21 protein-coding genes and 1 pseudogene are annotated in these 21,610 nt (G+C 66.2%); 10 read left to right on the top strand and 12 right to left on the bottom strand.

Translation table 11 applies throughout. From position 1 onward, the window contains the following. Positions 1-61: 61 nt before the first annotated feature. Entirely contained in the window at positions 62-1,732 is a 1,671-nt protein-coding gene (locus JCM7686_RS25125; protein ID WP_328286674.1) for a hypothetical protein, read from the bottom strand. Between the two features lie 120 nt (positions 1,733-1,852). Between JCM7686_RS25125 and JCM7686_RS11970 the strand changes: the two genes are divergently transcribed. Further along, positions 1,853-2,254 (top strand): group III truncated hemoglobin, encoded by a 402-nt coding sequence (locus JCM7686_RS11970; protein WP_041527326.1) that lies wholly within the window; start codon positions 1,853-1,855, stop codon positions 2,252-2,254. A 15-nt stretch (positions 2,255-2,269) separates the two neighbouring features. Here JCM7686_RS11970 and JCM7686_RS11965 read toward each other — a convergent pair whose 3' ends face one another. The 6 genes from JCM7686_RS11965 to JCM7686_RS11940 form a co-directional block, all read right to left on the bottom strand. Beyond that, on the bottom strand, positions 2,270-2,941 hold the full coding sequence (locus tag JCM7686_RS11965) for a trimeric intracellular cation channel family protein (RefSeq protein WP_020951085.1): 672 nt from the start codon (positions 2,939-2,941) through the stop codon (positions 2,270-2,272). Continuing rightward, positions 2,941-3,420 (bottom strand): ribonuclease HI, encoded by a 480-nt coding sequence (gene rnhA / locus JCM7686_RS11960; protein ID WP_020951084.1) that lies wholly within the window; start codon positions 3,418-3,420, stop codon positions 2,941-2,943. Before rnhA ends, JCM7686_RS11965 begins: the two co-directional genes overlap by 1 nt. A 69-nt stretch (positions 3,421-3,489) precedes the next feature. Then, positions 3,490-4,104 carry a glutathione S-transferase family protein gene (locus JCM7686_RS11955; protein WP_020951083.1) on the bottom strand — a complete coding sequence of 205 codons (615 nt, stop codon included), beginning with the start codon at positions 4,102-4,104 and terminating at the stop codon, positions 3,490-3,492. A 56-nt stretch (positions 4,105-4,160) separates the two neighbouring features. After that, positions 4,161-5,111, bottom strand: coding sequence for a 4-hydroxy-3-methylbut-2-enyl diphosphate reductase (ispH, locus tag JCM7686_RS11950; protein WP_020951082.1), 951 nt, complete (start codon positions 5,109-5,111; stop codon positions 4,161-4,163). Between the two features lie 56 nt (positions 5,112-5,167). Further along, the gene (locus JCM7686_RS11945; protein ID WP_020951081.1) at positions 5,168-5,716 is read right to left on the bottom strand and encodes an adenine phosphoribosyltransferase; all 549 of its coding nucleotides are present in this window, start codon (positions 5,714-5,716) and stop codon (positions 5,168-5,170) included. Next, positions 5,713-6,309, bottom strand: a complete 597-nt coding sequence (locus tag JCM7686_RS11940) for a flavin reductase family protein (RefSeq protein WP_020951080.1) — start codon at positions 6,307-6,309, stop codon at positions 5,713-5,715. The genes JCM7686_RS11945 and JCM7686_RS11940 overlap by 4 nt, the downstream gene beginning before the upstream one ends. Before the next feature lie 162 nt (positions 6,310-6,471). On the opposite strand from JCM7686_RS11940, the pseudogene JCM7686_RS11935 reads away from it, so the two are divergent. Together JCM7686_RS11935 and JCM7686_RS11930 are read left to right on the top strand one after the other, a co-directional pair. After that, positions 6,472-6,951 (top strand): annotated as a pseudogene (locus JCM7686_RS11935) (GNAT family N-acetyltransferase); the annotation flags it as partial. A gap of 154 nt (positions 6,952-7,105) precedes the next feature. Then, positions 7,106-7,927: an EcsC family protein gene (locus tag JCM7686_RS11930; protein WP_020951078.1), complete on the top strand. Its 822-nt coding sequence runs from the start codon at positions 7,106-7,108 to the stop codon at positions 7,925-7,927. Between the two features lie 23 nt (positions 7,928-7,950). On the opposite strand, the gene JCM7686_RS11925 is transcribed toward JCM7686_RS11930, so the two are convergent. The 3 genes from JCM7686_RS11925 to hemE all read right to left on the bottom strand — a co-directional run bounded on the left by JCM7686_RS11925 (position 7,951) and on the right by hemE (position 11,550). After that, the gene (locus tag JCM7686_RS11925; protein WP_020951077.1) at positions 7,951-9,477 is read right to left on the bottom strand and encodes an ATP-dependent DNA helicase; all 1,527 of its coding nucleotides are present in this window, start codon (positions 9,475-9,477) and stop codon (positions 7,951-7,953) included. A gap of 50 nt (positions 9,478-9,527) precedes the next feature. Further along, a complete protein-coding gene (locus tag JCM7686_RS11920; RefSeq protein WP_020951076.1) occupies positions 9,528-10,403 on the bottom strand; it encodes a DMT family transporter in 876 nt (291 codons plus the stop codon). Positions 10,404-10,521: 118 nt separating this feature from the next. Continuing rightward, positions 10,522-11,550: a uroporphyrinogen decarboxylase gene (gene hemE, locus JCM7686_RS11915; protein WP_041527324.1), complete on the bottom strand. Its 1,029-nt coding sequence runs from the start codon at positions 11,548-11,550 to the stop codon at positions 10,522-10,524. Between the two features lie 75 nt (positions 11,551-11,625). On the opposite strand from hemE, the gene hemC reads away from it, so the two are divergent. Beyond that, complete coding sequence (gene hemC, locus JCM7686_RS11910; RefSeq protein ID WP_407946425.1) at positions 11,626-12,567, top strand: hydroxymethylbilane synthase; 942 nt, start codon at positions 11,626-11,628, stop codon at positions 12,565-12,567. Here hemC and cbiB read toward each other — a convergent pair. Together cbiB and JCM7686_RS11900 are read right to left on the bottom strand one after the other, a co-directional pair. Continuing rightward, positions 12,564-13,505, bottom strand: a complete 942-nt coding sequence (cbiB, locus tag JCM7686_RS11905; protein WP_020951074.1) for an adenosylcobinamide-phosphate synthase CbiB — start codon at positions 13,503-13,505, stop codon at positions 12,564-12,566. The genes hemC and cbiB overlap by 4 nt on opposite strands. Before the next feature lie 21 nt (positions 13,506-13,526). Beyond that, complete coding sequence (locus JCM7686_RS11900) at positions 13,527-14,117, bottom strand: histidine phosphatase family protein (RefSeq protein ID WP_041527323.1); 591 nt, start codon at positions 14,115-14,117, stop codon at positions 13,527-13,529. 243 nt (positions 14,118-14,360) lie between these two features. On the opposite strand from JCM7686_RS11900, the gene JCM7686_RS11895 reads away from it, so the two are divergent. The 6 genes from JCM7686_RS11895 (at position 14,361) to JCM7686_RS11870 (ending at position 21,551) form a co-directional block, all read left to right on the top strand. Then, complete coding sequence (locus JCM7686_RS11895) at positions 14,361-15,521, top strand: isovaleryl-CoA dehydrogenase (RefSeq protein ID WP_020951072.1); 1,161 nt, start codon at positions 14,361-14,363, stop codon at positions 15,519-15,521. Then, positions 15,521-16,057, top strand: a complete 537-nt coding sequence (locus JCM7686_RS11890) for a lysozyme inhibitor LprI family protein (RefSeq protein ID WP_020951071.1) — start codon at positions 15,521-15,523, stop codon at positions 16,055-16,057. The genes JCM7686_RS11895 and JCM7686_RS11890 overlap by 1 nt, the downstream gene beginning before the upstream one ends. A gap of 142 nt (positions 16,058-16,199) precedes the next feature. Continuing rightward, positions 16,200-17,804, top strand: a complete 1,605-nt coding sequence (locus JCM7686_RS11885; RefSeq protein WP_020951070.1) for a carboxyl transferase domain-containing protein — start codon at positions 16,200-16,202, stop codon at positions 17,802-17,804. A gap of 169 nt (positions 17,805-17,973) precedes the next feature. Beyond that, a complete protein-coding gene (locus JCM7686_RS11880; RefSeq protein ID WP_020951069.1) occupies positions 17,974-19,920 on the top strand; it encodes an ATP-binding protein in 1,947 nt (648 codons plus the stop codon). Beyond that, positions 19,913-20,776 (top strand): hydroxymethylglutaryl-CoA lyase, encoded by an 864-nt coding sequence (locus tag JCM7686_RS11875; RefSeq protein ID WP_020951068.1) that lies wholly within the window; start codon positions 19,913-19,915, stop codon positions 20,774-20,776. The genes JCM7686_RS11880 and JCM7686_RS11875 overlap by 8 nt, the downstream gene beginning before the upstream one ends. Further along, positions 20,769-21,551 (top strand): crotonase/enoyl-CoA hydratase family protein, encoded by a 783-nt coding sequence (locus JCM7686_RS11870; RefSeq protein WP_020951067.1) that lies wholly within the window; start codon positions 20,769-20,771, stop codon positions 21,549-21,551. Before JCM7686_RS11875 ends, JCM7686_RS11870 begins: the two co-directional genes overlap by 8 nt. Positions 21,552-21,610 lie beyond the last annotated feature (59 nt).

The following is a 21,610-nucleotide window of genomic DNA, read 5'->3' as shown; positions in this document are numbered from 1 at the left end:
CCACCAGACCTTTCCCGCACAGCAAAAAGGGGCCCCGCGGGCCCCTTTCTTTTTGGCGTCCTTATTGCGGAAACCACAATTCGCTGCGTTTGAGAACCTGACGCATCGCCTTTTCCGAGGGCGGCAGCCCTCCGGCAAAGAGCGGGCGCAGCACCTTGCGGCCTTCCCCTTGCACCACCAGCTTCTGTGCGCCCGCGTCTTGGGCGAAAAGCGCCGCGATCTTCGGATCGGCGAGAAGCGTCTCGACCTCGCTTAGCGCCGCCTCGGGTTCGCGGGCATAGAGCAGCGAGAGGTTGCGGTAATGGCAGGTCACCGCGCCATCAAGCCCATCGAGCTCTGGCCCCGGACGCCCGCCCAGGAACGAGTGGATGACCAAGGGCAGCGTCGCCTGATCGAGCCAGGGATCGAGGCTTTGACAGGCCAAGGCCTCGCCCGGATCGGCCTGAACCTTCAGCGCGGCATCCAAGAAACGGCGCCCGAAAAGATCGGGATCGCTGCCGAAGAACCAGCCCGCGTTGAAGTAGAGATAGCGCTCCCAATCATCCTCGGACCGCGTCGGATCGAGCGAGGTCTCAAAGGGCAGCTGGAAGCGGTCATAAAGCGATTTCCAGATCTCGGCATAGCCCGGCCCGTAAAGCGGCGGCTCGGGCCATGTCCCCTCGCGCCGCATCGAAGCCGAGGGCCGCGCGAAGTTGAACGCGATCTGATCGAGCGGGCCGAGGATCAGTGTATCGGTGTCGAAGAAGATGAAATTCTCCTTCGCCGGCAGCAAGGCCAGCGCCTCGATCTTGTTGCCATAGGGATAGGCGCGGCCAAAATGGCGCGCGGTGAAGGGCAGGATTTCGGCGCCGTAGCCGGTCAGAAGCGCGCGCTCGGCATCGGGAATACGGGTGCGCGCGCCCGACCAAGCGCCTTCCGGCAGCGGTTCGGCCACGATCAGCTGTCCCTGCCAATTGGGCGAATTGCGCCGCAGGCTGGCCGCAAACAGCACCGCCTCACGGGCAAGCGTGCCATTCTGGGCGACGATCAGGATGTTGAAGCTCTGTTCTTGCGCCTGGGCCTGAGCCTGAACCTGAACGGGGGCTTGAACTGGGGCCGGAGCAGCCTCGGGCGTCGGCGCGGCGGCCTTTGCCGCTTTGGGTGCCGAGGGCGCGGGAGTTGCGGCGGCCGAGACCGCAGGAGCCGCCGGGCGTGTGGGCCGGGTCGGCTGCTCGCTCACCGTCACGGAGGCGGGCTCTGGGGCAGCCGCCGCCTTCGGCGCGGCAAAACCCGCCACCGGAGCCGCAGATGCGCTGGGACCGAGGCTGGCCCGCTCGGCGCGGCGCTTGTTCTGGCGCGCCTTGCGTTTGGCCTCCTGCTCCTCGAAGCGAAGCTTCGCATATTCGCGCTGGCGCAGGGCCTTTTCTTCGGGGCTCAGCCCGGCGAATTTGTCATTGGCGGGCTTGCTCTTCGCGACCTTTTCCTCAGTCGAGGGCGCAGCCTCTCCCGCTGGATCCTTGGCCTGACGGGCCTCGCGCTCGGCCTTCTTGGCGGCGCGCTCGGCCTGACGCCCGGCCTTTTTGGCCTCGCGCTCGGCCTGGTTCGCGGCGCGGCGCGCCTCGCGCTCATTTTGACCCGCGCGCTCGGGCGCGGCGGCTTTGGCGGCCTTGCCCTTTCCGGCGCCCGCCTTGGGCTCGGCTGCGGCACCGGCCTTCGGATTGTCCTTGTTTTTCTTTGCCTTGCCGTCTGCCATCTTGCGCTCCCGCAGCACTCTGCCGATGGACGCAACCATATCCTTTCGCCCCGCAGATTGAAATCTCTGACCTCCGCCGCCGGGCTTGTCAAAAGCGGTTTTTCTGCCCAGATAGGGCCCATGGTTACCCCTCGTTTCGACATCACCCCCGCCGAGATCGACCGCGTCATCGCCGTCTTTTACGCCGCGATTCGCCGCCATGAGACGCTTGGCCCGGTCTTTGCCGGCCATATCACCGACTGGCCCGAGCACGAGGCCAAGATCGCGGCCTTCTGGCGTAATGCGATCCTGCGCGAAGGCGGTTATGACGGCAGCCCGATGCGCGCGCATATGCAGGCAGGCGATGTCCGCGCGCCCCATTTCGCGCCCTGGCTCATGCTCTTTGATGAAAGCCTGCGCCGCTGCCTGCCGCCCGAGGCCGCGCAGGGCTGGTCCGCGCTCGCCCATCGCATCGGCGCGGGTCTGCGCATGGGGGTCGAGGATTTCCACGCACGCGGCAGCGCGCCGCCCCGGCTGGTCTGAGCTGCCCCGGCAGCTCTAAGGGTCACGCGGATCAACGCCCGGCTGCACCTTCGGCGCGCGTCGCTTATAGACCGGCAATTGCCAGCCCCAGACCATACTGCCCGCCCGCAGACCAAAGGTCACCGCGCCGCAGGCGATCAGGCCCCAACCATGGGGAAAGCCCAGCCGGTCGAGCGCCAGCACGGTGATTGCGCCGCCGAAAGCCGCCGTCAGATAAAGCTCGCCCTGCTTGAGAACCAGCGGCACCTCATTCGAAATCACATCGCGCATCAGCCCGCCCGCGCTCGCGGTAATGACCCCGGCCATGGCGACAATGATCGCGCCATAACCCGCGCCGATCGCGAAATCGACGCCTGCGGGGACTGCGACCGCCAAAGCCAGCGCATCCAGCCACAGCAAGGTGCGATAGCGGCTCTCGAGCCGATGGGCGGTCAGAAAGACGATAAGCGCCGCCGCAACCGCCGCCAAAATCAGATTGGGTCGCGCCACCCAGAAGATGACCTCACGCCCCAAAAGCAGATCGCGGACGGTGCCGCCGCCGACAGCGGTCAGCACGGCGAAGAAGATGAAGCCGACGATATCGAGTTGCCCCCGGCTCGCGACCAGTGCCCCGGTCAGGGCGAAAATGAAGACCGAGGCATAGTCGAGGAAGATCTGGACCTCCGACAACCCGACCTCAGAGATCATCACGCCCCTCGCTCGGCTGCGGCTTTCTCGGGCTTGAAGGGCGTCATCCCGGCGCGCGCCAGCTCATCGGCGCGTTCGTTCTCGGCATGACCGGCATGGCCCTTGATCCATTTCCAGGTGACCGTGTGGCGCGCCTGCGCCGCCTCGAGCCGCTGCCACAGGTCGATATTCTTCACCGGCTTGTTGTCTGCCGTGCGCCAGCCCTTTTTCTTCCAGCCGAACATCCACTGGGTCACGCCGTTTTTGACATAGGCGCTGTCGGTGGTGATGGTCAGCTCGGCCGGGCGCGCCAAGGTTTCAAGCGCGGCAATCGCCGCCATCAGCTCCATGCGGTTGTTGGTCGTATCTGCCTCGCCGCCCTTGAGCTCGCGCTCCTTGACGATCTCGGCGCCATTCATCGCGCGAAGCAACACGCCCCAGCCCCCGGGGCCGGGATTGCCCGAGCAAGCGCCATCGGTCCAGGCGAAAAGTTCAGTCACAGCCAATCCGTCATCGGTCAAAATCCAAATTCGAGGCCAAGCTCAGGCCAAGCTCATGTCGAGCTCGTCTCAGTCATAAAGGCCGATATAGCCCGGCAGCGCCGCGATCCGGTCGCACCAACGATTGATCGCGGGAAAGCGCGACATGTCATATTGCCCACGCGACCCGGCGGTATGGGTATAGCCGTAAAGCGCCAGATCGGCGAGCGACAGGCTCTCGCCCACCAGCCAATCGCGCCCGGCCAAACGATCCTCCAGGATCTGCAAAAGCCCGTAACCCCGCTCCAACAGCTCGGCCAGCCGCTCGGGCGTCGCCAGAGTTTTGCGCGAGGGATAAAACAGCAAGGCCCCGCGCACGGCAATGACGCCCTCATGCTGGTTTTGCTCCCAGAACATCCAGCTCAGCATCTCGGCCTGCTGATAGGCATCGCCCGGAATGAACGCCGTGCCTTGCCCAAGCCACATCAGGATCGCATTCGATTCCGGCAAAAGCCGCCCATCGGCCAGCTCAAGCACCGGAGCCTTGCCGAAAGGCAGCCGCCCCGCCGCCTTGGCCGCGGCAATCTCGGGCGAGCTGTCCTCGACATCGACGATCGCGCAATCGCGGCCAATCAGCGCCAGAAGCAGCCGGACCTTGTAGCTGTTGCCCGAGGAGGGCATCGAATAGAGCGTCATCTCTTTCATGTCGAAATATCCCGGGGGAGTCCGAAGGACGGGGGCAGCGCCCCCATCGGTTGCGATCACGCCTCGCGCAGGACGCGGGGCACCTTGAATTCGACATTCTCGCGCGCGGTCTCGACGATGTCGATGGTCACGTCGAAGCGCTCGCGGAAGGCATCGAGCACCTCAGTGATCAGCACTTCGGGCGCGCTCGCCCCGGCGGTGACGCCAACGCTGCGGATCCCCGAGAGTGCACGCCAGTCGATATGTTCAGCACGCTGCACGAGCTGGCTATAGGCGCAGCCCGAGGCCTTTCCGACCTCGACCAGACGCCGCGAATTCGAGGAATTCGGCGCGCCGATCACCAAAAGCGCCTCGATTTTCGGCGCGATCGCCTTGACCGCCGCCTGTCGGTTGGTGGTGGCGTAGCAGATGTCTTCCTTGGCCGGGCCGATGATCGCGGGAAAGCGCGCTTGCAGGGCCGCGACAATGGCGGCGGTGTCATCGACCGACAGGGTGGTCTGGGTGATGAAGGCCAGACGCTCGGGATCGCGCGGCGCCAGTGTCGCCACATCCTCGACGGTCTCGACCAGAATGACCTCGCCCTCGGGCAATTGGCCCATGGTGCCCAGCACTTCCGGGTGACCGATATGGCCGATCATCACCATCTGAAGCCCGGCCTGATGATGGCGCTCGGCCTCGACATGGACCTTGCTGACCAGAGGGCAGGTCGCATCGACAAAGACCATCTCGCGCGCACGCGCCTCGGCCGGGACCGATTTCGGCACGCCATGCGCCGAAAAGATCACCGGGCGGTCATCGGGACATTCCGACAATTCCTCGACAAAGACCGCGCCTTTGTCGCGCAGGCTGTCGACGACGAATTTGTTATGGACGATCTCGTGGCGCACATAGACCGGCGCGCCCCATTTGCTGAGCGCGAGTTCGACGATCTTGATCGCCCGGTCGACGCCGGCGCAAAAGCCGCGCGGCGCCGCGAGATAGAGGGTGAGCTTCGGTTTCTCGGTCATGCCCTGTCCCTAGCTGCGTCAGGGCCGCGCCACAAGGGACGGGCCCCGAACTGTGATCATGCGCCGTCGTAAGAGACCAGCGAGAACACATCGACCCCGCCGTCTTCCAGCAGCTTGCGCCCGCCGAGATCGGGCAAGTCGATCACGAAAGCGCAGCCGATGACCTCGGCGCCCAGACGCTCGCACAGCTTGATCGCGGCCTTGGCGGTGCCGCCGGTGGCCAGCAGGTCGTCGACGATCAGCACGCGCTCGCCCGGTTTGATCGCATCGTCATGGATCTCCATGACCGCCTCGCCATATTCGAGCTGATAGGCCTCGCTCAGAACCGCGCCCGGCAGCTTGCCCTTCTTTCGGATCGGCACGAAGCCCACGGTCAGCTGATGGGCCACGGCCCCGCCGAGAATAAAGCCGCGCGCCTCAAGCCCCACGACCTTGTCGATCTGCTCGCCCGCATAGGGTGAAAGCAGCTGATCGACCGCCATGCGGAAGCCGCGGGCATCTTGAAACAGGGTCGTCACATCGCGGAAGATGATTCCCTCTTTCGGGAAATCGACAATCGTGCGGATGTAATCCTTGACGCTCTTTTGCGCGTGGCGGGGGCTCATGGGCGCTCCATTTCGAAGGTTTCGCGGACGGCGGTGTAATCCTTGTAGCCCAGACGCGCCAGCCAACCTTTTGCGGAAAGGTCGAACCTGCCGTCACGAATGCAGTCTTCGCGCAGATGAATGCCGGTGACAACGCCGAGGACGAGGAAATTCGCCTCGCCCGCCTGCCGGATGATTCGCGTCATGCGGCATTCGAGATTGGCCGCCGCACGCGCCACGCGCGGGCAATCAATGGTCTCGCATTCGGCCTTCTCGATGCCGCAGGCCGCGAATTCATCGGTCCCCGCCGCAAAGGCGGCCGAGCTCGCATTGACCTGATCGCGCATCTCGCCATCGGCGATATTCACGCAAAAGACACGCGACTCTGCGATCTGGGAAACGCTGTCCTTGCTGCCGTCGCGGTCGGATTTCTGCCCGGTCGAGGCGAACATCACCTGAGGCGGCGTATAGGCCGTCGCATTGAAGAAAGAATAGGGGGCGAGATTGTCGCCAAGCAGGCTGCGGGTCGAGATCCAGCCGATCGGACGGGGCGCCACGATCGCGTTGAACGGATTGTGAGGCAGGCCGTGACCGTCTTGAGGTTTGTAGAACATGGCCTCTTTTCTCCTTGCTGGCCTAGGGCTTGGCATCATCGCTTGACAAACCGCGTCCAAAGTCGTTTGGGCCGGGGTTCATTCATTCGCGCAAGCCGACCCGCGCCGGTTTTCGCGCTGCATATTGCATGATAGGGCGGGTCGATCCAAGCGGGAGGCGCAATGTACGAACTTTGCCCCGAGACACCGGCTGATACGCCGGAGGTGGAGGCTCTTTATGACCTGTGCTTCGCGCCGGGCCGGACGGCGCTGTCCTCCTATCGTCTTCGGGACGGCGTGCCGCCGGTGTCCGAACTCTGCCTGATGTTGCGCAATGAAGCCGACGCCGTCACCGCCGCCATCCGCTACTGGCCGGTGCGCGTGGGTGACGCGCTGGTGCTGCTTCTCGGGCCGGTTGCGGTCCATCCGATCGCGCAGGGCGAGGGGCTCGGCGGCTATCTGATGCGCGAAAGCCTGCACCGCGCGGAAGCGATGGGCTGGGCGCGGGTGATGCTTGTCGGCGACGCGCCCTATTACAAGCGTTTCGGCTTTACCAAGCTCGAGGGCGTCGAAATGCCGCCCCCCACCAACCCCGACCGTGTGCTTGGTCTGGAACTTCAGCCCGGCGCATGGGTTGATGTGCGGGGCGCCGTGACGCGAGAGACCCATCCCGACGTGCTCGCCGGGCTTGCCGAGATCGGTCAGACGCCCAGTCTGCGCGCCTCTTGCAAGCCGGTCGCCTTCATCGAGGGAGAGCCTCGCGCCGCGCTGCGCTCTGAGACAGCTGCCGAGAGACAAAGGACCGAGGCCGCAACCCATGACCGAGACAAGACCCGCAAGGCCTGACCCGGCGATTCTGCCGCCGATCACCGATCCGACCGTTCACGCCGAAATCGACCGGCTGGCGCGCCGCTATCTCGCAGCGGGCGGGCTTGCCATGGAGGTGATGAGCGCCGTCGGTGGCAAGGCCGAGGTTTTGCTCGACCGCCTGCCCGGGCCGGTTCGGAAGCGCATGGACCGGATCGTTCTGGCCGGGCTCTCGCGCGCCTTCGACGCGGCCTTCCGCTCGCGTCGGCTGATCGGGGATCGCGGCGAATGGTTCAACCGGCTGATCTCGACGGCTTCGGGCGCGGCGGGCGGCATCGCGGGCTTGCCCGGCGCGATGGTCGAGCTGCCGATCACCATCACGCTTCTGCTGCGCGCCATTATGGAAATCGCCGTCGAGCATGGCTTTGATCCCCATTCCGACGAGGTCCGTTACGAGGCTTTGCGCATCTTTGCCCAAGCCGGGCCCTTGGCCGAGGATGACGGCACCGATCTAGGTCTACTGGCCGCGCGGCTCTCGATCACCGGGCCGAGCCTGCAGGGGCTGATCTCGAAAGTCGCGCCGAAGCTCTCGATCTCGCTTGGCCAGAAGCTTGCGGCGCAGGCGACGCCGATCATTGGCGCCGTCGCCGGGGCCTCGATCAACTATGCCTTCACCCGCTTCTATCAAGAGCTGGCGCGGGTCCATTTCGGGCTGATGCGGCTTTCCCATGAGACCGGGCTGCCGCGTGAGGCCCTGAACGAGGCCTTTGCCGTGCGCGTCGATCAGATCCGGCTGAAACGCCAACTCACCAAGGCCGAAGCGCGGCGCTGATCGGGGCCGTAGGGCCGGGGGCGCTAGTCCTCGTCGCTCTGCGCCTTGAGTTCCAGCAGCGGCGCCGCCTGCGGCAGATGCTCGATCGAGAGCGGTCCCGAGGGCCGCGCCAGCCGCGAGCGCACGACCCAGAAAAGCCGCTCTTGTGCGCGGGTGATGCCGACATAGGCCAGACGCTTCCACAAGGGGATCCCGGCCTCGGTCCGGTTCGACCAGGCGGCGGCGGAAATGTCGGGGGCGAAGATCTGGACATCGGGCCATTGACTGCCCTGCGCCTTGTGGATCGTCACCGCCGCCCCATGCAGGAAGGCCGCGCCCATGGGTGCGGGGAAGGGGATGAACGGCTCTTCGACATCGGGCATTTCGATCTTGACGATCGAGGCGGCGGAAAGGCGCGGATCCTCGGCGCCGATGACATGGAGGCGCGAAAAGCCGGGCTTGCGGCCGGGCCCAAGATAGACGACCTGCGCGCCCTTGATCAGCCCGCGCGCCTCAAGATCAATGCGCTTCTTGCGGTGCTTGAGGGGCAGCTCGAGCCCGTCGCAAATCAAGGGCTCGCCCGGCAAAAGCGCATCGGGCGGCGCGCCGTAAGCGGTGCGGAAGGCCTGGATCAGCTTGACGCGGGTCGCATTGCGCCAGACCAGAACCGGGCTTTGCGCCATGAGATCGCTGTCAACGCGCTCGGCCCAGACCACGCGCGGATCGCGAGCGGCGGCGTCTTGGACCATGCGCTCGAACCCGGCGAAATCCAGCGCGGGATCGGCCAAAGCATGGGCGAGATCAAGGATCGGGCTGTCATCGGCCTGACGGTGGATGCGGTGCAGGATCAGCTTTTGGCTTGTCGCCAGCCGGTCAAAGACCATCTCGCCGGACTGACCCACAGGAGCAAGCTGGGCCGGATCGCCAAAGAGGATCAGGACCGGAAAGATCTCGCGCAGATCTTCGAACTGACGCTCGTCGAGCATCGAGCTTTCGTCGATCAGCCCGACATCCAAAGGATCCTCGCGCCGTTTCCAGCCCCGGATGAAGTCCGAGCCGCGCAGGCCCGCCGCCGCCAAGGCGCCCGGGATCGAGGCATGGAGGTCATAGGAGGCCTTGGCGCGGTCGAGCGCCTCTTCGGTCAGCTCGGGGATCTGCGGCCGCTCGCCGACGCCGACCAGCCATTCGGCGATCCGCTCATATTCGGGGTCATAGACCGGGGTATAAAGGATGCGGTGGATCGTCGTGGCGGGCACGCCGCGCATCCGCAGAACGAAAGCCGCCTTGTTGGTGGGGGCCAGAACCGCGACCGTGCGGCGGTCCTTTTTCTTCTTGCCCTCGTAATCGCCCGAAATCAGCTCGACGCCCGCGTCTTTCAGCGCGCGGGTCAGTTCGGCCAGCAAAAGCGTCTTGCCCGAGCCCGCCTTGCCGATCACCGCGATGACCCGGCCCTTGCCGGGCTCGGGCGGGTGGATCTCTTCGGCGGTCAGGTCAATGCCGGCCTCTTCAAGCACGGCGGCAAGGGTGTCCCAGGCTTCGGCCTGATCGGAGGAGAGGGTGGGAAGGCTCATGCCGCCCCTGTTAGCCTGTCGCGGGCCATTGGGCAAAGCGAAAGCGCGTCCTAGACGCTGACCGCGATCAGAAGCCCGACGCCCAGCACGATCAGCGCCATGCCAATGAGCTGGCGCGGCGAGGTCTTTTGCTTGAAGACCCGGCCCGAGACGAGCTGCGCCATCGGCACCTCGATCAGCGCCAGCGTGCGGACATTGGCGGCGGGGGCGAGCGCAAAGCCGATGAACCAGAATTGCGAGGCGAAAGCGCCCAAGAACCCGGCCCCGAGTGAGTTTTTCCAATGCTGGGCCATGCCGCGCAAGGCCGCGCGATTGGCGAGCCCCAGCCACAAGAGCACCAGCACCGTCTGCATCGTCAGATTGAGCGCCAGCGTCGTGGTTGCACGCACCAGAAAATCACCCGAAGGCAGGTTCAGGATGCCGCCGCGAAAGCCGATGGAGGAGAGGCCAAAGAGCGCGCCCGACAGAACGCCCAGAAACATCGGCCACCAATTGCCGCGCCATTGCGTGGCCCCCGACATCATCACGACGCCAAGTGTGGCGATGACGATTGCCGCAAGCCGCATCGGCCCGAGATATTCGTGAAAGATCAGCGCGCCCATCAGCGCGAGCGTCACCGGCTCGGTCTTGGTCAGCGCGGTGACGACGCCAAAGCCGCGCAGGTTCATCGCCTGAAGCATGAAGGCGGTCGCGCCGATCTGGGCGACCGCACCCAGCGCGGTCCAGCCAAGCGTGGCCGCGCCGGGCAGGGGGATCTCCTCGAAAAGCGCGACCGCGCCGAGAAAAAAGAGCGCGAAGGGCAGGCCGAAAAGGAAGCGCACGGCGGTCGCGCCCATGGTGCCGATCTGGCGCGTCAGTTGGGTCTGGGCGGCATTGCGCCCGGTCTGGGCAACGGCGGCGATGAGGGTGGCAAGGATCCAGCCCATGATATCCTCGGTTTGCGCAAAGGTGCTTTGGAATGAGAGACGCCTCTGATGGGAAGGAGCCTCTGGTTGGAAGGTGGCGCGGAATGGAAAAGGCCGGGCGCATGGCCCGGCCTTGGGTTCAGCCCCGGATTGCCTCGATCATGCGATGGACATTCTCGGGATCGGCCTCGGGCGTGATGCCATGGCCGAGGTTGAAGATATGGGGCCCTTGCGAGAAGGTCTCGACGATGCGCTTGGTCTCAGAGACCAGACGCGGGCCGCCCTCGATCAGCAGGCGCGGGTCGAGATTGCCCTGCACGCAGCCGTCCTTCTGGACCTCCGCCGCGGCCCAGCTCGCATCGGTGAACTGGTCGAGCGCCACGCAATCGGCGCCGGTTGCCTTGGCAAAGCCGACATAGCGCGGACCGGCCTCGCGCGGGAAGGCGATGATCGGCAGGCCGGGATGGCGCGCTTTCAGCGCCGCGATGATCTTTTTCGCCGGAGCCAGCGCGAAATCGTCGAAATCCTGGCCCTTGAGCGAGCCGGCCCAGCTGTCGAAGAGCTTGATGACCTCGGCGCCCGCCTCGACCTGCGCCGAGAGGTATTCGACCGTCGCATCGGCGATCTTGTCGATCAGCGCGGAAAAGGCCACGCGATCGGCGGCTTTGAAGGCATGGGCGGGGGCCTGATCGGGCGTGCCGCGACCGGCGACCATATAGGTCGCGACCGTCCAGGGCGCGCCGGCAAAACCGATCAGCGTCGTCTCAGAGGGCAGCTCACGGCGCAGGATGCGCAGGGTCTCATAGACCGGCGAGAGTTTCTCATGGACCGCATCGGCTGGTTTAAGCGCGGCCACGCCCGCCGCCTCGGTGATGGTCGAGAGGCGCGGGCCTTCGCCGGTGACGAACCAGACATCCGCGCCCAAAGCCTGCGGCAACAGCAAGATATCGGCAAAGAGGATCGCGGCATCGAAGCCATAGCGGCGGATCGGCTGCAGCGTCACCTCGGCGGCAAGCTCGGGGTTATAGCACAGCGACAGGAAATCGCCCGCCTGAGCGCGCGTCGCACGATATTCGGGCAGATAGCGCCCGGCCTGACGCATCATCCAGATCGGGGGGACGGGCAGGCGCTCGCCAGCAAGGGCGCGCAGGATGGTCTTCTGGGTCATGGTGTCTCCTTGCCTGTCCTTCATCGCCAGACCGTCCCGGTTGTCAAGGGCGCGGGGGGGCGATATGGCAGGCGCATGGAACAGATGCCCTCCTCCTCCCGCCCCCTTCGCATCGGCACGCGTGGCTCGGTGCTTGCGCTTGCTCAGGCCCATGAGACCCGCGACCGGCTGATGGCCGCGCATGGTCTGGCCGAGGATGCGTTCGAGATTGTCGTCATCAAGACGACCGGCGACCGCATTCTCGACCGCGCGCTGAAAGAGATTGGCGGCAAGGGGCTTTTCACCCGCGAGATCGAGGATGCGCTTCTGTCGGGCGAGATCGACATTGCGGTCCATTCGATGAAGGACATGCCGACGCTGCAACCCGAGGGGCTGGTGATCGATTGCCACCTGCCGCGCGAAGATGTCCGCGACGCTTTCGTCAGCCTGACCTATGGCACGATTTCCGAGCTTCCCCAAGGCGCGGTCGTGGGCTCGTCGAGCCTGCGCCGTCGCGCGCAGCTTTTGGCAGTGCGCCCCGATCTGACGCTCGTCGAGTTTCGAGGAAACGTTCAGACCCGCATGAAAAAGCTGGAAGACGGCGTGGCTGTTGCGACTTTCCTTGCGATGGCCGGGCTGGCGCGGATGGAGATGACCGATGCCGCGCGCGGCGCGATTTCCGCCGATGAAATGCTGCCCGCCGTCGCGCAGGGCTGCATCGGGGTCGAGCGCCGTGCTGACGATGCGCTGATGGCAAGGCTGCTCGGGGCGATCAACCATCACGAGACCGCATTGCGGGTCGCGGCGGAACGCGCCTTCTTGGCCGAGCTTGACGGCTCGTGCCAGACGCCGATCGCGGGGCTCGCCGTACTTGAGGGCGAAAGCCTGTGGCTGCGCGGCGAGATCTTGCGCCCCGACGGTTCCGAAGTGATCTCGGCTGAGCGGCGTGGTCCGGCGAGCGAAGGTCCCGCGATGGGTCGCGATCTGGCGCAAGAGCTGCGTGGCCGCGCGCCTGCGGATTTCTTCGAGGAAAGCTAAAGCACGGCGGCGAGGCTGGCGGCGAGCAAAAGCCCCATCAAGACGACCGAGCGACGATAGATCTGCAGCCCGCGCCTGAGGTCCGCCGGACCGGGGTCGCGGGCATTTTCGTTCAGCCACGGCTCGGATGATTCGCGCCCGCCATAGCTGCGCGGCCCCGACAGCCGGACGCCAAGCGCGCCCGCCATCGCGGTTTCGGGCCAACCGGCATTGGGCGAGCGGTGGCGCCGCGCATCCCGCCGCATCACCGCAAAGGCCCTCAGCGAGGGCGCGGCCACAGCGATCAGCACCCCGCTCAGACGCGAGGCGGGCAGGTTCACGATATCATCAAGCTTCGCCGCGAAGCGCCCGAAATCGCCATAGCGCGGGTTGAGATGGCCGATCATCGAATCGAGCGTATTGATCGCCTTGTAAGCCGCGATCCCGGGCAGCCCGAGCAAAGCCGCCCAGAACAGCGGCGCAATCACCCCATCGGATTCGTTCTCGGCGAGACTTTCCAGCGCGGCGCGGGCAATCGGCTCGGGGCGGTCGTCGAGGTCGCGCCCGACGATCATCGCCACCGCCTGACGCGCGCCTGCGCTGTCCTCGGCCTCCAGCGGGCGGGCGACGGCGGCGACATGGTCGTAAAGCGAGCGGCTCGCCACCAGCGGCCAGGCGAGGATCCCCAAAAGCACCGCGCCGCCCGGCAGGGGAGCGAGCAGCAGCGTCAAGAGGACGGCAGGCAGAACGGCGGCGAAGATGGTGACGAGGCTCGCGATCAACCCCTTGCGACGGCGGTTGTCGCCTTGGTTCCAGCGCCGGTCTAGTGCCGAGATCAGGCGACCGAGCCAAGTGACCGGATGGCCGATCCGGCGGTAAAGCGCATCGGGCCAGCCAAAAAGGGCATCGACCACAAGGGCGGTCAAAGCGGTGGTCAGCGTGGCGGCAAGAAAGCTCATCGGGGGCTCATGGGACGTTGGTTATGAGGTCTGCGGATGGGGCACTAGCTCCGGGGCGGTCCAGTTGACGAAACTGACCGACCACTGGCCCGGGCTCCCCTCGATCACAGTGAGCGACAGCGGCGCGACCGCAAAGGACAAAGCGGCAGGCCCGATCACCAGCGACAGCGCCGCGCGCACGGTTCCGGCATGGGCGATGATCAGCGCGGTGCCGGTCATCGCCTCAAGCGCGGGGCGGGTGCGCGCGACCAGATCGGCGAAGCTCTCGCCGCCGGGCGGGCGGTGGCGGGCGAGCTCCTCAAGCGGCAGCGGTCCGAGATCGGGGATTGCGGTGCCGGGCTGCTCCCATGCGCCGAAATCCTGCTCCCAAAGGCGAGGATCGGTCTCGGCCTCAAGCCCCAGCGCCGCGCAGGTCTGGCGGCAGCGAAGGGCCGGGCTCGACCAGATCCGCGTCGGCGCAAGCGCCTGAAGGCGGGCCTGCAAAGCGGCAAGCTCGGGCGCGAGCGGGAGAACCGCCGCAAGATCGCGGCGACCGGCAAGGCCCGAGCCGGGCGGCAGCGGCGCATGGCGCAAAAGGCAAAGCTTCATCGCGGGCACCGGAAAAGCCGCCATGCGTGGTCAGATCGGCAGGGGAAACGAGCGGGCAGGGTCATGGCTTCCGCGTGGCCCGCGCGGGCTCTTTTGTCAATCGCGCGCCGTGTCACCGCAGGCTTTTCGCCGATCCGGGGGGCTGTCTGTTCAGGTGTCTGTCGGGCCGCCGCATCTTTCGGCGAAGATCGGCGTTGACGCCTCAGAGATGACTGGTCCATAGTTTAAATGAACGAGTGTTCGATAACTCCCCGGGAGGGTGCGGCGATGTTCACGGCGGCTCTGGAATTCGATCTGGGCGACGAGGTCAATGCGCTCCGCGATATGGTCCGGCGGTGGGCGCAGGAACGCCTCGCCCCGATCGCCGCCCGGATCGACCGCGAGAATGCCTTTCCCAACGAGCTCTGGCCCGAGATGGGCGCGCTTGGTCTTCTGGGCATCACCGTGCCCGAGACTTGGGGCGGCGCCGGGCTTGGCTATCTCGCCCATACCGTCGCGACCGAGGAAATCGCGCGGGCCTCGGCCTCGGTCAGCCTGTCCTATGGCGCGCATTCGAACCTCTGCGTCAATCAGCTCAAGCTGAACGGCACGGATGCGCAGCGCGCGCGCTATCTGCCCGATCTGTGCGCGGGCAGCCGGATCGGCGCGCTGGCCATGTCCGAGACCGGCGCGGGCTCGGATGTCGTCTCGATGAAGCTGCGCGCCGAGAAGCGCGGCGGGGACTATATCCTCAACGGGCAGAAATACTGGATCACCAACGGCCCGGATGCCGAGACGCTGGTCGTCTATGCCAAGACCGACCCCGAGGCCGGCGCGAAAGGCATCACCGCCTTCATCATCGAGCGCGGCATGGCGGGTTTTTCGACCTCGCCGCATTTCGACAAGCTAGGGATGCGCGGCTCGAACACCGGCGAGCTCATTTTTGAAAATTGCGCGGTCCCGGCGGCAAATGTGCTGGGAGACCCCGGACGCGGCGTGCGCGTCCTGATGTCGGGGCTCGATTACGAGCGGGTCGTGCTTTCCGGGATCGGCCTTGGCATCATGGCGGCCTGTCTCGACGAGGTCATGCCCTATGTCAAAAGCCGCCACCAATTCGGCCAGCCGGTCGGCTCCTTCCAGCTGATGCAGGGCAAGATCGCCGACATGTATGTCGCTCTGAACACCGCGCGTGCCTATGTCTACGAGGTCGCGCGCGCGTGCGATGCGGGCCGGGTGACGCGGCAGGATGCGGCGGGGGCGGTGCTTTACGCCTCCGAGCAGGCGATGGTTCAGGCCCATCAGGCGGTGCAGGCCCTGGGCGGTGCGGGCTATCTGAATGATGCGCCCGTCAGCCGATTGTTCCGCGATGCCAAGCTGATGGAGATCGGCGCGGGAACTTCGGAAATCCGGCGCATGTTGATAGGGCGTGAACTTCTGGAGTTGATCTGATGTTGAAAGCACTTTTGATCGCGGGCTTTGCCATTGCCACCCCGGCCTTCGCCATTCCGGCCTTTGCCGAGGGCCCGGACATGCCGGATTACAACCCGGAGATCCTGTCGAGCTGTCTCGACCACAACAAGGGCTATGATGATCGCGCCGCCTGTATCGGGCAGGCCTCGGACAAATGCATGTCGGATGCCAAGGGCCAGACCACAGTGGGCATGGTGCAATGCCTCGGGCTCGAGCGCTCGAGCTGGGACGGTTTGCTCAACGATACCTATAAATCGCTTCAGGATGAGCAGCGCAAAGCCGATGACGCGCAAAAGGCCGATGATCCCGCATCGACCCCGGCCCGGGTTGCGAAGCTGCAGCAGATGGAAAAGAACTGGATCGCCTTTCGTGATTCCGCCTGCGCCTTTGACGCGACGCAATGGGAAGGCGGCAGCCAGCAAGGCCCCTCGGTCGAAAGCTGCATGTTGCAGCTGACCGCGCGCCAGACCCTGCTGCTCGAAACCTATCTCGCCGATGAGCGTCAGGAAAACTGAGCCCGCACGGCGACGGGGAGGCACCGCGAAAGCCCCCCGCCACCATGCCGCGTAAAGCCCAGCCCGGGGCGGCAGCCCGCCCCAGCGCCCGCAGAAACCGTCCCGCCCGCCGCTCTCCCGGTCCATTGCAAAGGCGCCTCCGATGAAGCTTTCCTCTGCCGTTCAGCCCGGATCCGAGCTCTTCCGCGCCAATCGCGCGGCTCATTTGGCCTTGCTAGAGGGCGTCCGGGCGGCGGCCGAGTTTGCCGCGGCAGGGGGCGGCGACAAGGCGATGGCGCGCCATGTCGCCCGCGGCAAAATGCCCCCGCGCGAACGGGTCGCGAACCTTTTGGATCCCGGCTCGCCCTTCCTCGAAATCGGCGCGACCGCGGCCCATGGCATGTATGAGGGCGCGGCCCCTGCCGCCGGGCTGATCGCCGGGATCGGGCAGGTGCACGGGCAAGAGGTCATGGTGCTCGCCAATGATGCGACGGTGAAGGGCGGCACCTATTATCCGATGACGGTCAAGAAACACCTGCGCGCGCAGGAAATCGCGGAAGAATGCCGCCTGCCATGCCTTTATCTCGTCGACAGCGGCGGGGCGAACCTGCCCAATCAGGACGAGGTCTTCCCCGACCGCGACCATTTCGGCCGCATTTTCTACAATCAGGCGCAGATGTCGGCCAAAGGCATCGCCCAGATCGCGGTGGTCATGGGATCAAGCACGGCAGGCGGGGCCTATGTCCCGGCGATGTCGGATGTGACGATCATCGTCAAAGGGCAGGGCACGATCTTTCTCGCGGGCCCGCCTTTGGTGCGCGCGGCGACCGGCGAGATCGTCAGCGCCGAGGATCTCGGCGGCGGCGATACCCATACGCGGCTTTCGGGCGTCGCCGATTATCTGGCCGAGGATGACGCCCATGCCCTGGCGCTTGCCCGCCGCGCCGTCGCCCATCTCAATCGCGATCTGCCCGGCACGGTCCAATGGCAAACGCCCGAGCCGCCCGCCTATGATCCCGAAGAGATCCTGGGCCTCGTGCCCGCCGATCTGAAAACCCCCTATGACATCCGCGAGCTCATCGCCCGGCTGACCGACGGCTCGCGCTTTGACGAGTTCAAGGCCCGCTTCGGCGAAACGCTGGTGACGGGCTTTGCCCATATCGAGGGCTGCCCGGTCGGCCTCATCGCCAACAATGGCGTGATCTTTTCCGAGGCTGCGCAAAAAGGCGCGCATTTCATCGAGCTCTGCAGCCAGCGCAATATCCCGCTGATCTTCCTCCAGAACGTCACCGGCTTCATGGTCGGGCGCAAATATGAAAGCGAAGGCATCGCGCGGCATGGCGCGAAAATGGTGACGGCGGTTGCGACCACCAATGTGCCGAAAATCACCATGCTGGTCGGCGGCTCCTTCGGTGCAGGCAATTACGGCATGGCCGGACGCGCCTATGGCCCGCGTTTCCTCTGGACCTGGCCCAATGCCCGGATCGCGGTCATGGGCGGCGAACAGGCGGCAGGCGTGCTCGCCACCGTTCGGCGCGAGGGGATCGAGCGCGCGGGCGGGCAGTGGTCCGCCGCCGAAGAGGCCGAGTTCAAACGCCCGACGATCGAGATGTTCGCCCGCCAGTCCGATCCGCTCTATGCCTCGGCCCGGCTCTGGGACGATGGCATCATTGATCCGCGCAAATCCCGCGCCGTCCTCGCCCTCTCGCTGCGTGCGAGCCTCAATGCCCCGATCGCGCCGACCCGCTTCGGCCTCTTCCGGATGTAGCCGATGACCCAACGCGCCGCCGCCGCCCTGCCATTGTCCAACTCCGCCTTCGCCCCAGCCCATCACCACCCACACCCGTCTTTCATGCCGAAATATCCCGCGGGGGTCCGGGGGCGCGAAGCCCCCGGTCGCGCCACAAGCACCTCACCCGCCCGCAAAAGGCATCGCCATGTTTGACAAGATCCTGATCGCCAATCGCGGTGAAATCGCCTGCCGCATCATCCAGACCGCGCGCCGCCTCGGCATCCGCACGGTCGCGGTCTTTTCGCAAGCCGATGCCGAGGCGCGCCATGTCGCTTTGGCCGATGAGGCCGTGCCGATCGGCGGGCCCGCACCCAAGGACAGCTATCTGCGCGGCGACCGTTTGATTGCGGCCGCCTTGCAGACCGGGGCGCAGGCAATCCATCCGGGCTATGGTTTTCTTTCGGAAAACCCCGATTTCGTCGAAGCGGTGACGGCAGCCGGGCTCGTCTTCATTGGTCCCTCGGCGGGCGCGATCCGCAAGATGGGGCTCAAGGATGCGGCCAAGGCGCTGATGGCGGAGGCGGGTGTGCCGGTCGTGCCGGGCTATCACGGCCCCGATCAGAGCCCCGCGCGGCTCGCCGATGAGGCCGCGCGCATTCGCTATCCCGTGCTCATCAAAGCGGTGGCGGGTGGCGGCGGCAAGGGGATGCGTCTGGTCGAGCGGCCCGCTGATTTCGCCGATCGCCTCGCCTCCGCGCAAAATGAGGCCGCGACCGCATTTGGCAACAGCGCCGTCTTGATCGAGAAATACATCCTCACCCCGCGCCATATCGAGATGCAGATCTTCGGTGATGGCCGCCGCGCGCTCCATCTCTATGAGCGCGATTGCTCGCTCCAGCGCCGCCACCAGAAGGTCATCGAGGAAGCCCCGGCCCCCGGCATGACCTCCGAGATGCGCGCGGCCATGGGCGCGGCGGCGGTGCGCGCGGCCGAGGCGATTGGCTATGCCGGGGCGGGCACGGTCGAGTTCATCGTGGACGCAAGTGCGGGCCTGCGCCCGGAGGGCTTCTGGTTCATGGAGATGAACACCCGCCTTCAGGTCGAGCATCCGGTGACCGAGGCAATCACCGGCATTGATCTCGTCGAATGGCAGCTCCGCGTCGCGGCAGGCGAGCCCTTGCCCGCCAATCAGGACCAGATCCACGCGACGGGCCATGCCTTCGAGGCGCGTCTCTATGCCGAGGATGTTCCGGCGGGCTTTCTGCCCGCGACCGGCAGGCTCGCCCATCTGGCTTTCCCGGCGACGGCGCGGATTGAAACCGGAGTGCGGCCGGGCGATCAGATCTCGCCTTGGTATGATCCGATGATCGCCAAGATCATCACCTCGGGCCCGACCCGCGCGCTGGCTTTGCAGGCGCTGCAAGGCGCGCTCGAGGCGACCGAGGTCGCGGGCACGATCACCAATCTCGATTTCCTGATCGCGCTGACCCGCCATCCGGGCTTTCGCCGGGGCGAGGTCGATACCGGGCTGATCACACGCGATCTCGCGGCGCTGACCCAGCCACTCAGCCCCGACAGCCGCGCCGTGGCTTTGGCGGCCTTGGGGCTCGCCGGACTTGATGATGCCGGACTTGATCCGCCCGATTGGACCAAAGGTTTCGCGCTCTGGCAACCTTTGCGCCAGCGCATCGACTGGGAGGGCGGTCATGCCCATGTCGAGATCCCGGCGCCCGGCCTGTTCCGGCTGCATCTGGACGAAGTCAGCCATGAGCTGCGCTTTGCGAATGACCGCTGGTGGGTCGATGGCGCGCCGACGCCCTTGCGGCTCGTCCATCACGCGGCGGCGGTCAGCGTCTTCGGCACCGTGCCGGTCACGCTCAAACCGCTCGATCCCTTGGCGCGTCAGACCGAGGTTTCCGGCGCGGGGCTGACCTTGTCGCCGATGCCGGGGCTGGTGCGCGAGATTTTCGTGACGCCGGGGCAAGAGGTCAAGGCGGGCGAGCGCCTCGCGCTACTGGAGGCGATGAAGATGGAGCATATGCTCAGCGCCAGCCGCGACGGACGCGTGGCCGAGGTTCTGGCCGCGCCCGGCGATCAGGTCGAGGCCGGGGCGGCGCTGATCCGGCTTGAGGAGAAGGAGGCGCATGGTTGAGCGCGCGGAAATCTTCGAAGTCGGCCCCCGCGACGGGCTGCAAAACGAAAAGCGGCTGATCCCGGCGGCGGACAAGATCGCTCTGGTCGATCTGCTTTCGACGGCGGGGTTTCGGCGCATCGAGGTTACCAGTTTCGTCAGCCCGAAATGGGTGCCGCAGCTGGCCGATGCCGAGACGGTCATGGCCGGGATCTCGCGCCACGAGGGGGTGAGCTATGCCGCGCTCACCCCGAATATGACCGGCTATGCCCGGGCGCGCGCCGCCCGCGCCTCGGAAATCGCGATCTTTGCCAGCGCTTCGGAAGGGTTTTCGCGCGCCAATCTCAATGCCTCGATCGCGGAAAGCTTGGCGCGAATGGCGCCGGTGGCCGAGGCGGCGCGCCGTGACGGCGTGCCTCTGCGCGGCTATGTCTCGGTCGTGACCGATTGCCCCTTCGACGGCCCGACGCCGCCCGATCAGGTCGCGCGGGTCGCCGCGGCTTTGCGCGATCTCGGCTGCTATGAGATCAGTCTGGGCGAGACCTTGGGCCATGGCCGGGCCGAAAGCGTGGATCGGATGCTGGCGCGGGTGTTGGATGAGCTGCCGCCGGAACGGCTCGCCGGGCATTTCCACGACACGCTTGGCCATGCGCTTGCCAATATCGACGTGGCGCTGGCCCGCGGGCTGCGGGTCTTTGACGCGGCGGTCGGCGGGCTGGGCGGCTGTCCTTACGCGCCGGGCGCCAAGGGCAATGTCGCGACCGAGCGGGTCGCGGCCCATCTCGCGGCGTCTGGCTATGCGACCGGGCTCGACCTCGCGATCATCGACCGCGCCGCGAGCTTGGCCCGTGCGCTGAGAGGGGACGGGCATGTTTAAGACGATCCGCATCACCCGAGAGGATCGCGGATTGGCGCGACTTGAGCTGGCGCGGCCCGCCAAACACAATGCGCTTTCGGCCCAGATGATCGCCGAGCTGACCGAAGCCGCGCAGATGCTGGGCGCCGATCCGCAGATCCGTGTCGTCGTGCTGGCGGCGGAAGGGCCAAGCTTTTGCGCGGGCGGCGATCTTGGCTGGATGCAAGAGCAAATGGCGGCGGACAGCGCCACGCGGCGCAGCGCCGCCCGCGCGCTGGCGCTGATGCTGAAGGCGCTGAACGAGATCCCCAAGCCGCTGATCGGCCGGGTTCAGGGCAATGCTTTCGGGGGCGGGCTCGGTCTGATCTCGGTCTGCGACATTGCGTTCGCCGCCGAGGAGGCGCGCTTTGGCCTGACCGAAGTGCGCCTTGGCCTCATTCCCGCGACGATCGCGCCCTATGTGCTGGCGCGGATCGGCGCGGGGCAGGCGCGACGGATGTTCTTCTCGGGGCAGATTTTTGGCGCGCCCGAGGCGGTGCGGCTGGGCTTGCTGGCCGAAGCTCTGCCAGCCCGCGACCTCGACACGGCGGTCGAGACCGAGGTCGAGCGCTATCTGCACTGCGCCCCCGCTGCCGTGGCGGCGGCCAAGCGGCTCTGTCACCGGCTTGGCGCGCAGATCGACGCGGCGGTGATCGAGCAGACGGTCGAGGACCTCGTCGCGGTCTGGGACGGCGATGAGGCGCAAGCCGGACTTGCCGCCTTTTTCGGCAAACGCCCGCCGCCGTGGCAAAGCTGAACCGGGCGCGAGCCTTGCGTCACAGGAATGCTTGATTTGCGAGGTAAGGCTGCTGACAC

The sequence above is a fragment of the Paracoccus aminophilus JCM 7686 genome, assembly GCF_000444995.1.
GTDB classification, from domain to species: domain Bacteria; phylum Pseudomonadota; class Alphaproteobacteria; order Rhodobacterales; family Rhodobacteraceae; genus Paracoccus; species Paracoccus aminophilus.
Note: the sequence above shows the minus strand (reverse complement) of the source record. Positions and strands in the feature narration are given on the sequence as shown.